This window comes from Psychrobacter sp. UBA6291 (genome assembly GCF_002439405.1).
GTDB lineage: Bacteria > Pseudomonadota > Gammaproteobacteria > Pseudomonadales > Moraxellaceae > Psychrobacter > Psychrobacter faecalis.
In genome coordinates, this window is sequence record NZ_DJUD01000053.1 from 1 (window position 1) to 20,561 (window position 20,561).

Annotated in this window: 12 protein-coding genes; 2 read left to right on the forward strand and 10 right to left on the reverse strand. The window is 43.1% G+C overall.

Features of this window, described 5'->3' with window-relative positions; genetic code table 11:
- The 10 genes from B3R91_RS09130 to B3R91_RS09175 form a co-directional block, all read right to left on the reverse strand.
- On the reverse strand, positions 1–1,448 hold a 1,448-nt coding region (locus B3R91_RS09130), incomplete at its 3' end, for a DEAD/DEAH box helicase family protein (RefSeq protein WP_286797327.1).
- 137 nt (positions 1,449–1,585) lie between these two features.
- On the reverse strand, positions 1,586–1,768 hold the full coding sequence (locus B3R91_RS09135) for a DUF2256 domain-containing protein (protein ID WP_286797329.1): 183 nt from the start codon (positions 1,766–1,768) through the stop codon (positions 1,586–1,588).
- A gap of 51 nt (positions 1,769–1,819) precedes the next feature.
- A complete protein-coding gene (locus B3R91_RS09140; protein WP_286797331.1) occupies positions 1,820–2,071 on the reverse strand; it encodes a DUF2256 domain-containing protein in 252 nt (83 codons plus the stop codon).
- A gap of 171 nt (positions 2,072–2,242) precedes the next feature.
- The gene (locus B3R91_RS09145; RefSeq protein ID WP_286797332.1) at positions 2,243–8,386 is read right to left on the reverse strand and encodes a DNA repair ATPase; all 6,144 of its coding nucleotides are present in this window, start codon (positions 8,384–8,386) and stop codon (positions 2,243–2,245) included.
- Between the two features lie 282 nt (positions 8,387–8,668).
- A complete protein-coding gene (locus B3R91_RS09150) occupies positions 8,669–10,672 on the reverse strand; it encodes a flotillin family protein (RefSeq protein ID WP_286797334.1) in 2,004 nt (667 codons plus the stop codon).
- Between the two features lie 147 nt (positions 10,673–10,819).
- Positions 10,820–11,488, reverse strand: coding sequence for a hypothetical protein (locus tag B3R91_RS09155; RefSeq protein WP_286797335.1), 669 nt, complete (start codon positions 11,486–11,488; stop codon positions 10,820–10,822).
- Positions 11,489–11,827: 339 nt separating this feature from the next.
- Positions 11,828–12,838: a Xaa-Pro aminopeptidase gene (locus tag B3R91_RS09160; protein WP_286797336.1), complete on the reverse strand. Its 1,011-nt coding sequence runs from the start codon at positions 12,836–12,838 to the stop codon at positions 11,828–11,830.
- Between the two features lie 221 nt (positions 12,839–13,059).
- A complete protein-coding gene (locus tag B3R91_RS09165) occupies positions 13,060–13,551 on the reverse strand; it encodes an META domain-containing protein (RefSeq protein ID WP_286797337.1) in 492 nt (163 codons plus the stop codon).
- A gap of 360 nt (positions 13,552–13,911) precedes the next feature.
- Positions 13,912–15,018: a lipase secretion chaperone gene (locus tag B3R91_RS09170; protein ID WP_286797338.1), complete on the reverse strand. Its 1,107-nt coding sequence runs from the start codon at positions 15,016–15,018 to the stop codon at positions 13,912–13,914.
- Between the two features lie 298 nt (positions 15,019–15,316).
- The gene (locus B3R91_RS09175) at positions 15,317–16,405 is read right to left on the reverse strand and encodes an esterase/lipase family protein (RefSeq protein WP_286797339.1); all 1,089 of its coding nucleotides are present in this window, start codon (positions 16,403–16,405) and stop codon (positions 15,317–15,319) included.
- Positions 16,406–16,774: 369 nt separating this feature from the next.
- On the opposite strand from B3R91_RS09175, the gene map reads away from it, so the two are divergent.
- The gene (gene map / locus B3R91_RS09180; RefSeq protein ID WP_414707544.1) at positions 16,775–17,566 is read left to right on the forward strand and encodes a type I methionyl aminopeptidase; all 792 of its coding nucleotides are present in this window, start codon (positions 16,775–16,777) and stop codon (positions 17,564–17,566) included.
- Positions 17,567–17,712: 146 nt separating this feature from the next.
- On the forward strand, positions 17,713–20,484 hold the full coding sequence (gene glnD, locus B3R91_RS09185; protein WP_286797341.1) for a [protein-PII] uridylyltransferase: 2,772 nt from the start codon (positions 17,713–17,715) through the stop codon (positions 20,482–20,484).
- Positions 20,485–20,561 lie beyond the last annotated feature (77 nt).

Sequence of the window (20,561 nt, forward strand, 5' to 3'; positions counted from 1 at the left end):
ACTTTTGCAAGAGGTCTAATAAACTTTACTAAGTCCGCACCAATAATTAGAATCAAGCAGTAATCTTTCTCCCCTCTAACACTTCTTCCTAAACCCTGTTCAATTTTTTGTGCTATTTTCACATTAATAGAATCACTATTAACCCTAATAGCTTCCTCATATTTTTCAGAAAGTGAGTTAGTAAATGGTCTTCCATCTAGAATTAAAACTCTACATGTTTCATCCGGTAAATCAATACCATCATAACGATTTGCAAACACAACAGTATCTTTAAAAAATCCTTTTTTCAAACCTTCTATAGTAGCAACTATTTCATCCGATCTTGGTACAATAGAACCTAAAGAATTATATATTTTAGACTTATCGAAAGATGGTACTAATGAGACAACACCAAAACTCTTATCAAATGGCTTGGCTAATTTATTGATAACATCAGCTCTATCTAAGCTTTCATCTATTAACGAAGGAATAATCATCATTTTTTCTCCTGACCAAATTTGTTCAGGATTATCTAAAGGTCTCTCAATTGCTTGAGAGTTAAAACCGAGACCTTTTATAAAAAAAGAATCATCTTGAGTTGTAGCAGACATTAAAATTCTTTGGTTAGCATTATGAAAGAAAGAAAATCGTTCAATAGGTATATGTATTGGTGAAATCTCTAAACTATTCCCAGATATAAAAGCCTGACAGTTTTTAATATTATTTTTAATAAATGGCCAAGAGAAAATCACCTCTCTTTCATTTCTATAACTTGATAAAATATTAAGAACCTCATCTGATTTCTCAATCCAACTCCAGTAAGGTATTTGTAGAAAAGAGTTATATTCTCCACTTTCAATCTCTAAAAAAGTCCCTTCTCCTTGTTCTGCTAATGAGTCTTTAAAGAGTTGTAATAATTCTTTATAAGCAGGACGTTCACTATTTATATTAATTGCAAATGTATTTCTTATAGACTCTATGCAAGCATGAGAATCATCTAAAATAATATTCTTAATAGGAACAAAATTATTATCTAAGCCAAATATAGTTTTACCATTAAAAGCTTTTTGGACATAAGTAATAAGTATTTTTCTTCCATCTAAAAATTCATTTGGTAATGTATTATCTTGACCTATTGAACAATAACTAATGCCAAACTTATCTGCATCATTTTTTACTTGTTCAACTAGATATTTATTTGGGCATATATATAAGCAAGGTCCTTCGTTAGAGTTAACCTTAGATTGAAGGGCTATCAAACCTATTAAAGTCTTGCCCTCTCCAGTATGTAATTTAATAATCAGGTCTTTTTCATCTTTACGATTCGTATACCATTCTGACAGTATCCTACTTTGAGCTGGTCTCAATGGCCCAGCAATACTTCTTCTATCTAAAGACTCGTAAATTTCTATAGGATCAGTTTTCTTGATTATCTCTTTTTTATTGAGTCTTTTATTAAAATCAACCATCAGAATGCAAACCTTATTAAACTTATGTTTAAAAAATAAATAATCTAGTTACATATATTACTATTAATACTTGATAAATTTGAATCTTAGATAGGTATGGTTTTACCCATCGCCTTATACTCTTCAAAATATCTTAATCAAGAATATGCTCTTCTTTTTTCTGCAGTTCTAGCTAAATCTACTTTACCTTTAGCTCGCCGACACCGCTCAGAACAATAAATCACCTGCTCCCAGTCTTTCTCCCACTTCTTACGCCACGTAAACGGGCGCTGGCAGACGGGGCAGGTTTTTTGCGGTAGGTTTACTTTTTTATGTGCCATCGTCTGCTCCTTTCTGCCGTATATCTAACATCTATGGTTAATGTTTACTGCCTACTTAGCTTCTTTTTGATGATCCAGCCCTTCATACTTTTTAACGCGTCGGCATTGGTCGGAGAAATAGACCATGCTCTCCCAGTTTTTATCCAGCTTCTTAGTCCAACTAAACTCGCGCTCGCAGACAGGGCAGAGTTTTTTGCGGACGTTTTTCTTTTTGTGCGCCATAATTTTCTCATTGGTTTGATATAGTCGATTCACTACCATCGGATACGGTGTCAAGCTCGCTTCACCTACTGTTTGTAGCAACTTTACTCGCCGTCATCGTACCTAAAGTAGCTGTTGCCGACTATATTACCACTGTCTCTTACTCATCAGTCCTATTTATAGTGCTATTCATCAGCATTGCTCATAAGCGTTAATAATTAATCATTAGTTGTCAATCGTCAGCTATTAATCAGTAGTGATTAATCATAGCTATTAGTCATAATCATCAAATATTTTGTTCAGCCTATTAAGACTATTGACGATAAGTTTGCCAGATTGATCGGTGCTGCTATCAATTGCCAACTTCTCGTCCATCCGCATCGTCAGTGGCGTAAGCGCCTCTTTAAGTGCGTTTGCCATCAGTACAGTCTGTTGATGAATATCAGGAATATCGGTACCTGCTATTTGATTCTCATCACTCTTAGATAGGGTTTCAGATAGTCTATCAGCCATTTTTTGCGCCAGTTGTTCAACGGCATTAACCAGCTGTACCATCAGCTGTTTTTGCATCTCTTGGTTTTGCTTGAGATACTCGCTTTCCGCCTTTCCAATATTATGATCATGCTTATAGATTTGTATCAGCTGATTCATACTTTTTTCAATGCCATTGTCGATGCTGTCGCTGACGACCTTGGCATTGCTGATCACGCTATCGGCAAGGATTTTCTGTGCTTCTAACTGGTTATCAAGTTGGGCTTGCTGTCCTGCTTCTCGTAAGCGAGCGATTTTCTCTGGATTATTTTGCGTGAGGTACGTTTCAAATTGGCTACTGATAGCATTGAAACCAATCGCCAAGTCGACCAATTGTGCAACAATGCGCGCGCCTGTATCACCGTCTTCGCCGCCCATGGCTTTATTGCGTAAGAAGTCAGCCTTGATTTGCGCCCAACGCGCAGCCTCTGCCTCAGTCAATTTACCGCGTATCTCAGCGAGCTTCAGTAGATTGCTTTCTGCGCCTTGGGTCAATAGCTGCGACTCGCCTAGATAATGATCATCGATTAGCTGATTCAGCTCGTTCTCATTCATGACTGCCGAGAGTTTTTCAGTCATCTTATTCATATTACGGTAACTGCCTTGCAGCTTAAATATCGGCTCGACGCGATATTTATCATCCTGTGAGGCGGACGTAATATAGGCTTGGTTGACATCGAGAATAACTTTTTGCACGGTAAACATATGGCGCAAGATGGCGATAATCTCATTAATCTCCGAGGTGCTATAGGGATAAGTCAGCTCGCTGCTTTGTGCTTGGGCAAGATTGGTATTGTTTACCTTTGCCATCTTTATAAGACGATGAACATCGCTCAAATCACGGTTGGCAAGGGGCGCTAATACCGCGTTAGAGGTCAGCGAATTTTCAATATAGCTGAGGGCAAATATCTCTTCCATGCCGCTCATGATATCGCCTAAATTGTAGATATCGGCGCGGTTGGCAAGCATATCAGGCACTTTAAACGCTTCGCCACTTTCGGTATATGGGTTACCCGCCATGACCACGCAGAACTTTTTACCACGCATATCATAGGTCTTGGTCTTGCCTTGCCAGACGCCATCGATGCGGCGTGTACCATCGCCAAGTGAGATGAATTTCTGCAAAAATTCCGCATGGGTATGCTGAATATCATCGAGATAAAGCATGACGTTATTACCCATCTCAAAGGCTAAGTTAATTTTATTCAGCTCTTCGCGGGCGGTGGCATTGGGCGCTTTTTCGGGATCTAAAGACGTCACATCATGACCGAGTGACGGACAGTTAATCTTCATAAAGATAAGGCCAAGACGATTTGCCACATACTCCATCAAGGTGGTTTTACCGTAACCTGGCGGCGATATCATCATCAGGATACCCATCAAATCGGTACGCTTATCCTCGCCAACCGTGCCCATCTGCTTGGCGAGATTATCACCGATTAACGGCAGATAGCTTTCATTAATCAGACGGTTACGTACAAATGAGGATAACGGACGCGGCATAAATTCATCAAGTCGCAACGTTTCTTTTGATGTATTTAAAATCTCTGAGCGCATCGCTAGATAGCGCCGATAAGCAGGAATGACTTGGGTGTCGTGATGATGCAAACGACTTAAGAAATCATCAACGGCAAAGGTTAAGGTTTGCTGATGAATGCGCTCATGCTCACCTAGCAAATTATTGACTTGAATTTCAAGCGAGACCTTACTTATGCGACGCTCGAAACTGTGCGCTTGATTGAGTGGGTTATTGAGGCTGGTTAACGAGGTCGATAAAGAGGTCGTCGAAAACGAAGTGCTCGTTGCGCCTTTATTAATACTATCAAAGCTTACCCCTGACTCGATAAGATGCTGTACCAAATCTTCTCTTTGAGTATCATTTAGCTGAGTAAGTAAAACAGCAATTGCTTCGGGCACGTAATGACGATCACTTGCCAATTGCTGTTGGCGTAAGATGTTTTCTTCATCGATTTTTGCTTGCTGATCTTCGCTAAGTGCATTGTCACCGCTTTCATCGCTCTGACTGTCAGCTATTTTATCATTGCCATAAGTTTGATCGAGCAGCGCATAAAACCATGTGGCTAGTAATTCATAGGCTGATTTTGGCTGTAAACCAAGCTTGCCAATCGAGGACTGTAGTTGCTCAAAACCCATGTTATTTTGCGCATTGGCTGACGCGCTATTTAGCGTTTTGCTCAATAGCTCACCTAACTGCTGCGCTTGTTGGCTGGTCTGCCACTCGATATTACCATTGGGCGTAGTAACTTGCCCCATAACGCTGACCAAGTATTCACAAGCTTGCTGCACGTAGCCTTGCTGAAAGACAGTCGTGTTACTAACCATAGCGGGTTGATTAATTTGGCTAATCTCTGAATCTGAGCTATCTTCTAAAGCAAATTTATCGGCGTTATAAGCGGCAACAAAGCTCTGCATCACATGCGTCATATCTTCAACCAGCAATGCTTTTGCAGTATCACTGCTCAGGCTTCGATGCAATTGTTCAGCGGTAATGGCTCTATCTTGCCAGTTGTGTACCCGCGTCAGTACCAGCTCATTTAACCAAGTATCATAACCAAATTGACGTAGCGCTTCTAAGCCGAGCGCTTTGGTTAAACTTAACTGCCAGTAAAACAGTTGCGCCAACGCCCGTACTTGCGGGGTATAAATCAGTAGCCCAGCTTCACGTAGGGTGGGTAATATTTGCAGCAATAACAGCGTCGCATCATGGTCATGAATACCTTTGTCATAACCGAGCTGATAACGCGGCGTGGCATAGGCCCTGACGAGTTTAGGTAGCGGACTGTCCTCATCTATCTCACCCTTGCTATCGAAGGTTAACCGCGTCGCATCATAGGCCTGATATAAACGCGCTTCCGTCAAGCCGTCTTGGCTTTTTTTGGCACTTTCGATAATGCTATACGCCAAGTACTCAGCGCGATAAACGCTGTCAGACTCAGAGGCGATATTGATATCCCAATAAGGGCGCAAGGCATTTAACTCAGCATTATTGAGCACTTCATAATAATCGGTGCCCGTTAGATGCAAATTGAGCACACGCTTGCCATCTGACTGCTGACGACTGAGCAACGTTAAATCTAAAGGCTGAGTATTAACCGAAAAGCGATGTTTGCCCAATTTAATAATCTGACCGCCATCTTCGAACAAGTCAGACTTATCTTTTAGACTCTTATAACTCTCAACTTGTATGGCTTTTAGGCGCGCGTCTATGTCATCGGCTTTGACACTAAAGCCCATCGCTTGCAAGTTCTTAGCGATAGCGCGTACTTTTTGGACTAAGCCATCTGAGGCAAAATAGGTATTGAGCGCCTCCTCTTCCTTAAAGCCAGTGACGCCTGTGCTCTGCGTACGCTTTTTGATACTCTCAAGCATCCGCAGCGCACCATCACCTAAGTTCTGGGCTTTACGATTTCGGGTATCAAGCAGCTGCTGTTTATGATTTTCAAAGGTTTCGTAAATCTCTTCACGCTTGGCTATGATATCTGCTAAAAACTGATCACCACTACCGCTCTCTGGATCAGCGAACTGGCTTTCCAATTCTTCTAGCTGTACTAGTAATTTCGCCATTTGCTCGTCTGATTTCTCAGGCGTATTGGCAATCGACAAGGCATTAGCAATGGACTGACCAAATAGCTTAAACTGCGCGCCAAATTGCGCGACTGCTTCAGCAGAACCTAAGTTTTTACGCTTATGATTAAGCTTGGCTTTGCTTTGATTGAGACTCGAATAAATGGTCGATATGTCATCGATAATTTGGGTACGGACCGTGGCATCGGCAACATCTAATGTGCCTAATAGCTCGGTCAATAAATCTAAGCCTTGTGCTGTCTCATCAATTTTTTCGAGTACGGGCTTTAGCTCGCTATTGGTTTCGGCCGTATTTAAGCGTTCGCTGACCTCTGCTAATATGTCTTCGTAGCTTGATAATGCTTTGTCTCCACTTAAAAATACGACGGTCTTTTCGGCGAGCTCGCTTTCTGCTGCTTCTAACTGTGTTTGCAATGCCTGTAGCTTAGCGCTATCTAAATAACGCAAGTCCTCCAAGCTGACCAAGCGGCCTTTTTGTCGTCTTAACGCCGACAGCTGCTCCACATAATCACCGGCAGACTCAAAGGTGGTCACACGTATTTGCCGTAGTATCTCATTTTGCTGCGTATCGGCATCGGCTAACGCCGTTTGGGTTTGCTTTTGGATGCTTTGTACTTTGGCAAACTCATCAATGACCAATTCAGCAGTCGCCGTTACGTCCTTAATACTACTGGCAACGTCATTAAGCTCAGGGTCAGACAACCAGTAATAGCTATCAAAGAGACGGCTGGTATTATCCGCTAGCTCCTCATAGAGTTTTTGTGACACGCTTTGATTATCAATAAGGCGGGTGATGCTATAAAGGTCGGAGATACCCCGTACCAATTCTTTATTACCAATTTTGCCATAAAAACTGCTGCTTTCAGGCAACGCACTGACATACTCAGGTGACGCATAAGGCGTATGCCATATCTGCATCGGGTGAATGCGTGACGGCTCACTTTGGTCATTAAATAGTACCAAACGCCCATTGTCCGCCAATGCCATACCATTGCAGTAAATGGGATTTGCCAATTGTTTTTTAATAAGGTTGTAAGGAAATAACCCTGTGATACCCAAAGCGACATCGTAAAATAAAAACAACACGTCTTCACCATTGGGCGATACGATTTTACGTTTAAACTTTAAGTCTTTAGCACCGACACTATTGGTATCGAACAGCTTATACTCACCGGTTTGCAGATAATAACCACCAGGAAATATAATGCCGTGATCTTCTGGCAACTGCACACACGACTGCCCAATCGCATCCAATCGCAATACGGCTTCAGTCAAGGTGTTGTAAACAAAATAACGATAACTTTCTTCGCGATACGGCAGTATCTTGAGCAGTATTAAACTGCCAACTTTGGCATAAGCAATTTCAGCGTCAGTCAACGACTGGGTGCGATCATTCACAGGCTCGCTATAAATACCCTGCCCTGATTGAGTATTATCCTCAATCTTAATGGTCAAATCGCCACCAATGGTTTCCACAAAGATGGTATCTAAGATATTCATATGCGGATATTTACCATTGACCATCTGCTCACGCGTGGTATCTACCCAATCAAAATCGTAAGCAGGAGGCAACTCGATATCACGCTCGCCTCGATTGTCTACGTAGGCAATTTGGGCTGACTTTGGTGTGCCTTGGCTAAAATCTAGGGCAAAACGAAAGACACGAATATCGGTGATACGCTCGCCAATTTGAAAGGCCAATAGCAGTTTGCTGTCTTTGACTGTCAGCTGAATCAGGCGCGTGTGCTTGTAATAGCGATATAGTTCATTAAAATCTTGGACAAATGCCTCTTGATCTAAAAAGGTATTTTTTAAATCTACTTCTTCCAGCTGATATTCTTGCTCAGCGCTTTCCTTATCCATGCTATCGTTACTATCGAGACCATTCTGCTGACTTTCATCACCACCATTTTTATTAGTAGGCTCTATCAATCGATATAGCGACAACACATCTTTGATATTACTCGCCCGCTTTAGCCCCATAAAGACGTTGTAGCCAAACAACAGGTAGTCGCCAACTTGTACCATATCTTGCGCCACACAGTTGTATTCGGTACGAATACGGGTGCGGGCGATGACTTGCATCTGCGTGCTGCCAAACTCTTGCAGACGCGCATGATTCAGCTTAGCGGTCTGTTGCTCTAGCCGACTACCCTGCTCAATAAGACGCTTTTTAATAAGTTCATAAGCATTACCTGAAGCGACCGCTTGATCCGTTTGTTCGGATTGATTCTGGCTATTGATATTATTTGAATTGGTTGGGTTTTGCGTATCTGCCATCGTTGCTCGTCCATTTTTAGGCAATCAGATAAATCTAAGGTTTTTCGAACTAAAGAAGCACTTGGCTCGTCTAAGAAAACGAGTGGTCACCGCTGGTTTTTTTTAGATGAGCCAACTCATGGTTAATAGTAGTCATTAACTACTGCTATGTTAAAGCGTTTAGATTGAGTTGGTTAAAACAATCCGCCACTTAAGTGACAGATTGCTTATTAATGAAAAGTTATGGGTCAAATCTTGCTGATAATAAATCAGTCATGTCGACTAACGATGATACTAAGCCGTTTAATCATCATTCTGCTTGTTCGCTTTGGTCATTACTTGATTGGCCATCATCGTATTGATAATGCCGCTCAATGTATCTGACTTGCCAGCGAGACCATCAATGGCTTTACCGATAGACAATGACTTGGCAAAGTTATCGAAGAAGTGCGCTTCGCCGCCAACGATATCGATTTTGGCTTTTTGTAGCGCAACTGCCAAGACTTCAGCATTTTCTTTGGCAATCTCTTTACCGGCCTCTATAGACGCCATCGCTTCTTGTAGCGCAGTTTCAAGACCCATACGGAATTCTTCGTGCTCGCGTGCCTCGACGGTCATGCTGCCCATCGCATTGAATTTTTCGACCAGACCATCGGCTTCAGCTTGGAAATGCGCACGAGTAACTTCCGCTTTTGCCAGTCCAACTTCACGTTCCGCCTTGGCATTTGATTCACCACGAGCGGCAATCACTTGCGCGTTTGCCATACCGATGTCACGCTCGGCTTTGGCATTAGACTCACCGCGCGCGGCGATAATCTCAGCATCAGCCATACCTTTTTCACGCTCTGATTGCGCTTCCGCTTGACCAGTCGCTTTGATAATATTAGCCTTGGCAAGCCCTTCTTTTTCCAAAGATACCGACTTGGCTTCTTGAATGGCCGCTTCAGCAAAACCATGCGCAGACTCTTCAGCTTTGATACCTTCCGCCATTTTCATTTTGGCTTCCGATTCTTTGGCAGCTGCCTCAAGATTGGCCGTCGCAAGTGTGGTAATCTCAACCGCTTTATGCTTAGCAGACAACTCTTCTGCTTCAGCCTTTTTCACCTGACGTACTTTGATTTCTTCGGCATCGGCTTCGGCAGCTAGGACACGTGTTTGCTTCGAGCGCTCGGCTTCGCTCACTTCGCGAACTTCCTTGATACGCTCTTCTTCTTGTGCAACCGTTTTATCTACCGCGATACGCTCACGAATGACGTTAGCAATTTCTTTTTTCTCAAGCTCAATGGCGCGTTCAGCTTCAATACGCTGCAAGTCGACTTCCCGCTCACGCGAGACGATTTCTAAATCACGAGCGCGGGTGACTTTTTCTTCTTCAATCACAACGGCACGCAAGCGGTTCTGTCCAGCGACTTCAATTTCACGCTGTTGATTTTCACGCTGAATCGCTAAGTCTTGCTCAACCATGATAACGGCTGTCTCTGACTTTTTACGCTCTTCTTCTTCAATCTTGCGCGTTTCAGCTGTTTCACGGGCAATCACTGAGGCGATTTCACGGCGCTGTTTGGCTTCGGCATCGGCTTGTTGACGCTCAAGCTCAAGCATCGCCTCTTTAGTCTCGACGTTTTTCTTCTTAACAGCCAGCTCTTCGTCACGCTCAAGCTCATTGGTGATGACGTTTTGGAAGGCCGTTAGCTGGGTAATCTTTTTGATACCTTCAGCATCCAAAATATTGCTTGAATCGAGTGACGCTTTCGGCGTTTGCTCTAAGTAATCAATCGCCACGTCTTCTAAGACATAACCATTAAGATCATTACCGATTTCTTGCACGATGCTGTCACGAAACTCGCTACGGTTTTCGAAGAGTTTGACAAAGTCGATTTGTTTGCCGACCGTCTTTAGTGCTTCAGAAAATTTGGCATTAAACAGCTCATTGACCGCCACTTTATCAGAGGCGCGCTCCACCCCAACCGATTTGGCAACTTTAAGGACGTCTTCTTCTGTTTCATTAACACGCAAGTAAAACGCCACTGTAATATCCGCACGCATATTATCGGCGCAAATCAGCCCTTCTTTACCGCGTCTATCGACTTCTAAGGTGATAAGGGAAATCCTCATCAATTCTTTTTTATTGATAATCGGCCAAACAAAACCACCATCAAAACGTACGGCGATTTTACTCACGCCATTGATAATCAGCGCTTTACCCTGCTCTACCTTAAAATAAAAAGCCTTGAGCATTAACAGCGCTGCCATAATAAAAACAAACGCCAGCACCACAACCACGCCGACGATAATGAGTATATCCATATTCATTCCTTTAATGAGAACATTGCAACCAAATTTAAAACAGTTAATACCATACTTAAAAACAAACTATTAGCTATCTCTGTACCGCCAATCAGCCAACTTATAAAGCGAATGGAGAAATGTTATTTATTTCAATTTTAAAATTATTTATAGCGGCGGTTTATACGACTTTTCTTTTACGGGGGCGACTCGGTAGGCGTTGGCTTCTTCTAAATATTCTATCAACGTCACTCTATCACCCTGCCTGAGCAAATCATCATTGATTTCTGAACGAATTTTGAGTATCAAGCCTGCGCCGCCGTCATTTAATTCTGCTTCACCATGTTTGTCAGTCACACTCAATGTACGTACCACGGCGATTTTACCGATATTACTAGACGCATTACGCTTAGGGATTTTGGCAATATTTTTGCGAATGGGAGCAATGATCATACCTGTTAGCCACATGGATACGACCAACACAAAGATGAGCGCCCCTGTACCAAAGAGATAATACAAAAGACCAGAGTCAAAATATTGATGTAAAAAGCTCGTATATAAGTAGCTTAATAGCCAACCGATTAGGCTGATTAAGCTTAGTATGATGATGAGTGGCACGCCATAAAGACCAAATTTGAGCATGAGACCAGTGAAAAACCCCGTCGATGACAAGGTAGAAACATCACCATCGGGCTCACCAAAATCTACGCTATCCATATCTGCCATGCCGAGTAATGACACCAGCCAATATAACGTCACAAACATGACAAGCCCCGTAAAAATAAACGTCGGGTACAAACTGATTTTAGTGATAAAAACTAAAAAGGACTCTTGCATGAACCGCTCTCTCCTTTTGCTCGCCTAATCCAACCTTTTGATGTCTTGGTTATACGATTTTTTATATGACTGAAAGTTACTCGACGTTTCTTTAATGAGATTTACTTCATTCAGATTTATTCATTCAGCTTCAACTATTGCCTTAGTGCTCAAGACTTTATTTCAGAAATTTTGCTTGTTGTATTTTGAACAATAAGACAGTACTGCCGTACAATCTTGGGCTATAAGGAATTTAACGTACGGTTATGCCACCTCTAAATCGTAGGGTATTAAATCAACTTATGTTTCTTTGTTAGTGATTATATATACATTCCATTACATAATACATAGGTTTTGCCCTTAACGACCCCAAATCGGTGAGCGCACGACGCCGCCTGTTTTACTGCTAATCGCATAACTTGAATTGCCAGCTAAAGAATGAATCACCAAACTGCTACCACTTTGACCGCTTACTTGCGAAAGCTTTGTGGGATAGACAGCATACTGTGCAGAAGGCGACAGACGCGCGGGCTCATCAAGTCCTGTCTCTGCTAGATTAACCACTTGCCTTGTAGCCAGTGTCATGACCGCCGCCTTACGACCATTAAGATAGGCTAAATACTGTCCATTCAAGCTCAGTTGCGGGCTGGCTGCATAGCCTGCGGTCGGTATCAATGTCGCCTTACCGGTAGCAAAGTGATAGCGATAAATACTGGGACGACCAGCGCGCACTTTGTCGCTGGTATAGACAAAGCTTTGCCCGTCGCTTGCGTAGCTTGGCTGCACTTCCGTGCTCGCTAAGGTCGTAAGCTGTTTGGTATGACCGTCACTTAAGCGCATCTCATAGATATCAGCATTGCCGCCGACGGTTGAGCTATAAAGCAGTTTTTGCCCGTCAGGCGAAAATGAGGCTGATAAGTTACTGCCCTCGGCATTGACGATTAGATTTTGGGTGTTGCTGTTGCGATCATAAATATAAATCTTGGGAGACTGGCGCGCGACTTGTTTGCTATAGACGAGCATTTGACCATCGGCAGACCACGCTGGCGCATAAATATAACCATTGAGCTGATCTATCAATTGGCGGTCGCTACCATCAGGACGAATACTATATAGCGTTGATATCTTTGCCGCGCCTGCTCCCTGCTCTTCGACATAAGCAATGTGCCCGTGCCGATCTATCGCTGGCATGCGCGCCGTCAGCGGATTACTCGCACTTGTATCAATAGGTGTTTTGGTTGCATGATTCGCTTTAGGCATCGTACTTGGCAACGTCTGACAGCCCGTTAACAAACTAAAAGCCGTTATCGCCGTGATGCCAGTTATTGTGCGTAGGTTGACAGATGATTTTTCTCCAAATATTTCTAACATAAATGACATCCAATAAAATACTGATAAATACAAAATGAGAGTTTTGATAAGGTTAAAAAGTTGATGGCATAAGAAATATCTTAATGGCTTAAACATTTGACCTTAGCGACTTATGACAGTGTAGCGGAAAGCGTCACGAATTTTAGATAAAAAAATGCCCCACTGCTTAGTGAGGCATTTTAAGTGATCAAATTTTAAAACGTTTATACTAAACGATTAACTTATTTAGAAACGGCTTTAAAATGAGCCACTTGATTACTATTAGTAATCGTCAAGATAGGCGTGTTATTGGCATTCTTATTAATGCTATATTTACCTTGTACCGTTGCAAGTGTCGTCGTATCAAAGCTGGCTTGTGGCTCAGGGCACGCCATCATTGTTGATAAAACATTACCGAGTACGACATTGCCATTTACCACACTATAGTTGGCACCCATATTATTGCAGGTATTGATAAAGCTCACGCGGTCATTACCGTTATCTTTAAAGAAATTAAGCGTCAATGGTTTGTTTGGATCAAAGAATAATTGGCTAACTTTGTCGCCATTGGTGCGCTTAGCATCGACAAGCTGCCAGTTATACGCTTGTAGGGCGTCAACAGTAATTGGCTGGGTCACAGGCGCGGTCACGCTAGGTGTGGTTTGGCAGCCGGCAGCAGCAAGTGTACCAACCGCAAGGGTAGCAGCCATCATCATTTTAGTCATGTTTTTCATATAAACTCCTAGAGGTTTCAAATATAAAAATAAAAGTGCAAAGGTAAAAAAATATTGTTTTTATCATATTAAGCAGCATTTTCTCAGGTTAATGCGTCCTGATTAATGTGCTTTGCTTAATATTTTTTTATCGTTAGTCTAAACAGTGAGGTTATTATGCCCATTTTTCATAAGCCTGTCATGATAGATTGAGTACCAATTACCGCTATATTTGTTCTACTTTATAGCTTTTTTGCTAACACACCTTGTTACAATACCTATTCCCTGCTAGTACTTCAGTTAAAAATACTCTTTAGGCCACTGAGTTTGTCATTTCACCGTTAAATACTTTTTATTTTTACCTAAAAATTAACATCAGATTTAATTGGGAGTTGCGGCCTTTTGTTGTTGCAAAGCGGCATAACCTGCCAAACGTTTACGTTCCGTCTCATTAAACAATTGCTGCTCTATTTGATTGATTTGGGTTTGTGCTTGTGCCTTATCGGCATTCTGACTTAGTAACTGCTGTTTTTGGGCTTGATACTGCTTAAAACGCTGATCAAAATGAGCATCTTGTTGATCGACCTGCGCGAGCCTTGCTGCTGCTGGCGCGCCAACCAACTCACGGCGCATATTGTATAACTCTTCAGCCGTTGCACCCTTGGCTTGTAGCTGCTCTGTACGAGTAATTAGCTCATTAAGATTGGCCTGCTGAGCGATATTGGCTTTGGTCGCATTATCAGGCATACGGCTAATATAATCTTGCTTTGCTGCTTCTTTTTGGGCGTCGGACATTTGCTTATCTTGGTTAATTTTGACCATCGCAATACTATAATCATCATATGCATCTTCTGCGCCAAAAAAGGCGGTTATAGTAGTTTTATCAAAGTGCTGCTGACGTAATTTTGCGACATCTTGCCGCTGCTGCGCCACCACATTTAAATCCAGCTCGCCATTTTTGGTCGCCTGTAGTTGCAGATTGCCATAACGTTTTTCTATAGCAGGAATTGCTTTAAGATAGGCGATATACTGGTCAAATATCTTCATCGCTTGGCTAGCTGCAGGCTCTGGCGTATGACTGCGGATATAACTCTCCACCCGCGCATAAATGACTGCTTCATCCTCTTCACCTAGCGCCGATAAAAAATAATCAAATAAGCGCCGTAGCCCTTCGGTGACGACCAACTGTTTGTTTTCATCAATGATAATCTCACCGTCGACCTCCGTTCCTTGCAAAGAGCGCGGTAGATTCTCAAGACCTGTGGTAAATTGAGAAGCGTCTTGCTTGGATAATGTGCCAACATTATTATTAACATTCGCCTCGTCTATGATGCTGGCATTAGCTTGACTATTCAGCGCTGTAGCCTCTGTTTGAGAAGAAGGTTTACCAGCATTATCGGGCTTAAACCACCAAATAGTCGCCACAACTAAAACGATTATCACGGCGATAATAATGAGCAAAAATGGTGGACGGCGATTAGTTGGCATAACGACACTATCTTATTTAATCAAGCGGTTGATAAGGAATTTACTATTCATAAAATGGCACAAAATAAAAGGGCCCGTTACATAGTGACCCTTTTATTTAAAAGTGGTTAATTTGCTAACTTATAAATGAGCTCTAAAACAAGCTTTAAAAAATAGCGGTGGTGTTCTAAAAAGTATGCTGGCGATAAAAGTCAATAAGAAATCTAAGCTAAGTTCTCTGATTCTATAAAGCTTTCAAGGCTTCAAAAATTGTTCAAATTTTAATCAGCATACTTTTTGACACACCACCAAAATAGCTTTATAAGTTGGCTTTTTTCAGGCGGTTAACCTGATCGCGATACAAGGTTTTAGGGTCTGGCTGTCCCCATGCCGTCAAGCCTAATACTTGATTTGATGAATCTAAATGGTTCATTTCATAGTCATCACGAATCACGTAGCCTAAACGGCTAGAGCAAGCAGAAACCAAACCATCATTGCTCTCACCATCAAAGGTGGTCCCAGTCAATGCTAAGAGATAATCACTGGGATCTAAGCCATTGGTCACTTGACCGATACCGCTAAAAGAGTAGTACTTGATACCGTTGACTTCAGTATTGGTAGGTTGACCACAATAACTGCTAGGCATAGCGGCTGGAAACTTGGCATTAAACTTCGCCGAAGATGTAGTAGATAGCGCCGTTACCGCCTCCCAGCCATCTTGCTCTTGTATCTCTTTAAAGCTGATACCTGAGCCGACGTCCATAAAGCCACCAACGAACTTAAAGAAGCCTAAAGCAATCTGAGAGCCTACGTTAAATTCACCTTCAGCATAGCCACTATTCGCGCTACCTTCCACGACTTGCTTAATAACCCAGTCGGCCATTTTTGAGCCTTGCTCGGGACTTGAAACCGCGGTCACGGAGGCAACGTAATTAGGCGCCACACCAGCGACATAACGAATATCGATACCGCCCATACTGTGACCAAATAAATTTACTTTGGGTTTACCTGAAATCGCTGTAATGGTTTTGATTTGTTGTAGCAATTGCTCACCGCGCACTTCACTGTTATTAACAGCGGAGGTCTTAGTGCTATAAACCTCACTGCCACCTGCCATCAAGGTTTCAGGAATGCCATAAAAGTAGTCAAGCACGCCAAACAGCTTCGTCCAGCCGCCAAGCCCATGCGCCATTACGACAGGATATTTGGTATCAGTATGTTTTGAGGTGAAAAATTTGCTATCGACCATCTTACAGCCGGTGGCATTGGCGCAATTATAAAATTGTCCCGCTGCTTGAGCAGAAGTGGTTTGTAAGGTCATGAGGAGCACACCGGCAGCAATAGCGCCAAGTGAAGGTAGAAAGGCACTGGGCATTATGGCAGCGCGCAGGCGAGATTTTAGAGTCATAACAACATCCTTGTTATTGTAAAATAAAAGCGTGAAGCCACTTTTATGTGGCTTATCTTTAACGTTTATTTTTTCACGCTTAGCTATTGCATCCTGCAGTAAGCGCTAAAAATCGTTGCCAATTCATTTAGCAAACAAAATTACCATACTTCTATCATCTACAACATTCAACTGTTTTTTGATATATGAGTCATATTTCCATGACTTTATAGTCACGTATCTACATATAGATAAGCTGAAACAGCTAATATCACTATAACGCTAGGGTTGATAAATGTGTACAAAGTTGCTAAGGGTTAGCAGAACAGCGACGCTTGCATTTATGGTATAATTGCCTACCTAAATTCTATAACTATAAGTACGACTATGATGACCAAAAAATCCCTTATCCAATCTCCTGAAGCCATAGAAAAAATGCGCGTGGCTGGTAAACTTGCCAGTGATGTCCTTGTAATGCTCGACGAGCACGTCAAAGTTGGCGTCAGTACCGAAGCATTGAACCAAATCGCTCATGACTATATTGTTAACGTGCAAGACGCGATTCCTGCGCCGCTTAATTATAACGGCTTCCCAAAATCTATCTGTACCTCAGTCAATCATGTGGTTTGTCACGGTATTCCAACCGACAATAAACTGCTCAAAGATGGCGATATCATCAATATCGATGTCACCGTGATTAAAGACGGCTATTACGGTGACACTTCGAAAATGTGGATTGTCGGTAATGGCTCTATCATGGCGCAGCGTATTTGCAAAGTGGCGCAAGATGCCCTTTATGCTGGTATGAGTGTGGTCAAAAACGGCGCGCGCTTGGGCGATGTCGGTGCGGCTATTCAAGAAGTGGTCGAGCCTGAGCGCTTTAGTATCGTGCGCGAGTTTTGTGGTCACGGTATCAGTAATGAATTCCATCACGAGCCGCAAGTCATGCACTATGGTAAAAAAGGCACAGGCTTTGAGCTAAAAACGGGCATGACTTTTACCATTGAGCCGATGATTAATCAAGGCACGTGGCAGACCAAGATTTTGCCGGACGAATGGACGGCGATTACTAAAGACCGCAAGCTGTCAGCACAGTGGGAACATACCATGGTGGTGACGGACAATGGCTGTGAAGTCTTTACCACACGCCCCGAAGAAGACTTAAGCTTTTTGACCCAGTAATACGTAAAAAGATCGCCTAGGCGGTCTTTTTTTTGCCTAAAAATTCAGGCATATTGGCGGTGCTATTTTTTGTTTTTCAGCGTGATATTTGCATTCACCCATTTTTTTAGCGCCTCTATTTACAACCTCTTAATCGGATACCCTTCATGTTTACTTGCGATGTCGCGACCATTGATTTGACACCTATGCCTCTATTATCAGACCATGGCACTACCACTGATAGCGCGACGTCGTTCAGTAATCGCGAGCAAAATATTTCCGAGCACAGTATTTCTAAGCACAGTATTTCCGAGATTGGTATTGCTGAGTGGCTACTCCAAATCAATGACGATATCAGCCGCGAGCTCGAACGCGGCGTCAATATTCGCCAATTGGTAGCAGCTCGTGCTTGCGTCATCGATGAATTACTCATTGCGTTGTTCAAATGGTTTGAGCTTGATAAAACGGACTTAGCCTTATTTGCCACTGGCGGTTATGGGCGCGGTGAGCTGTCGTTATATTCAGATGTCGATATTTTGCTGCTAACGCCAGACGAGATTACGGTTGATAATAAAGAGAAAATCGATAATTTAGTGGCGCTATTATGGGATATTGGACTTGAGCCCGCCCTATCGGTGCGCAGCGTCAGCGAATGCTTGGAAGCGGCGCTCGACCACACCGTTGCCAGTACTTTGTTAGAAGCACGGTTGTTAGTCGGCAATGAAGCATTGCAAGATGTGCCCCATAAAATCGTCAATACCCAGTGGTCACCACGTGATTTTTATGAAGTAAAAATCGCTGAAGCAAAAGCACGCTATTTGCAGCACAATGCCACTGAGTACAATCTTGAGCCTAACATTAAAACGGCGCCCGGTGGTCTGCGTGATATTCATATCATTGGCTGGGTGACCAAACGCTACTTTCGCGTCAGTAAGCTTTATGACTTGGTACAGCAAAACTTTTTGACCGAAAAAGAGTTCGATGAGCTTAACTTTGCCGAAGGTTATTTATGGCAAATCCGCCATTATTTGCATGAGCTGACTGGGCGCAATGAAAACAAGCTGCTGTTTGATTATCAGCGTGAAATTGCGCAAATGATGGGCTATGAGACGCAGCCTGACGACCAACCAAATGCCGCCGTTGAGCGCTTTATGCGTGATTATTATCGCTGTGCCATGCAGATATCGACGCTATCTGAGATGCTGACCAATCATTATTACGAAACCATTATTGAGCCGCAACTGCCGGATGAAGAAAGACCAAAAAAACATCCGATTAACGCCCGCTTTAACCGAGTCGGCGAACAGATTGCAATATCGCATCATCGCGTCTTTGCTCAGCACCCTGAGGCGATATTAGAGATGTTTTTGCTGATGGGTCAATACGGTATTAAAAACGTCCGTACCCATACCTTGCGTGCGTTAAAAATAGCGGCGCGCGGCATCGATCAAGCGTATAGAGACAACCCGTCGCATCAAGCGCTGTTTTTAGCCAATTTAAAAGAGCAAAACTATCTATTTCATCGCCTGCGTACCATGAATCGTTACGGCGTTTTGGGCAGCTATATCCCAGCTTTTGCGCAAGTGACTGGGCTCATGCAGTACGATTTATTCCATCGTTATACCGTTGATGCGCATACGTTATTTTTGATTCGTATTTTGCACCGCTTTACCGATCCGCGCTTTTTTGAGGACTTTCCACTGGTCAGCTCTATCTTTCAGCGTATCGAGCGCAAAGAGATTTTGGTGTTGGCGGCGATGTTTCATGATATTGCCAAAGGCCGCGGCGGCAATCATAGCCAGCTTGGCGAAACAGAAGCGATTGAGTTTTGTCTTGCTCATGGCATGAGTGCTGCGGACGCGCATTTGGTCGGCTGGTTGACGCGCTATCATTTGCTGATGTCGATGACAGCGCAGAAAAAGGATATCTCCGACCCAGAAGTGGTGACGCTATTTGCCGATTTAGTCGGCAACGTCACTCATTTAAACCATCTGTACGTCCTAACGGTCGCCGATATGAATGCCACCAACCCCCAGCTTTGGAACAGCTGGCGCGCGACTTTGATGAAGCAGCTGTATTCACAAACACGGCGTATCCTGCGCGCTGACATTGACGCCCCAACCAACCGCCAAGACATGATTAAAGCCACGCGCAAACAGGCGCTGGCGATGCTTGATAATGTCGATAATCAGCATATGAATCGCGATGAGGTTTTAAGGCTATGGGACGACTTGGGCGATGAGTATTTTTTGCGCGAGATTGCAGAAGATATCTTGTGGCATACCGAAGCCATTTTAAACCATCCGCCCATCGGCCGCGCCTCCGATGCCAATAGCCAACCCTTAGTTGTGTTACGTGAGCATCGCGAGTTGGCACTTGATGCGGTGCAAGTGTTTGTTTATACGCAAGATCAGGTCAATTTATTTGCCGTTACCATGGCGGTGTTTGATCAGATGAATCTCGATGTTTTGGATGCGCGTATCATTACCGCGACGCGAGATTTTGCCTTAGATTCCTACGTGCTGCTCGACCGCAGCGGTACGCTATTGGTTGATACAGACAGCCAACAAGAGCTTAAACAGCGCTTAATCGACGCCTTTAAAAATCCGACGGTGCCCAAGCTTACCAATAGAAAAATGCCGCGCCAGTTGCGACATTTCGATGTTGCTACGACGATTCACTTTGAGTTTAATGAAGCCTCAAATCAGCATATCATGAGCTTAGAGACGCTTGATCAACCAGGCTTACTTGCCCGCGTTGGTCAGGTGTTTTTACAACAACAAATTGAAGTGCATGCCGCTCGTATTACCACGTTAGGCGAGCGCGCAGAAGATATGTTTTACATCAGCGATCAAAACGATCAGGCATTGTCGGCGGATAAACTTGAGGCATTAAAGGCAGCATTGATAGCAAGCCTGAGCATTCGTAACGATGGTTAATTGCTATATAACTGCTTATGTTAGAAGTTAATCGTTAGAAGCTAAATTATAAATACGAAAAACGCTTTATCGTTAAC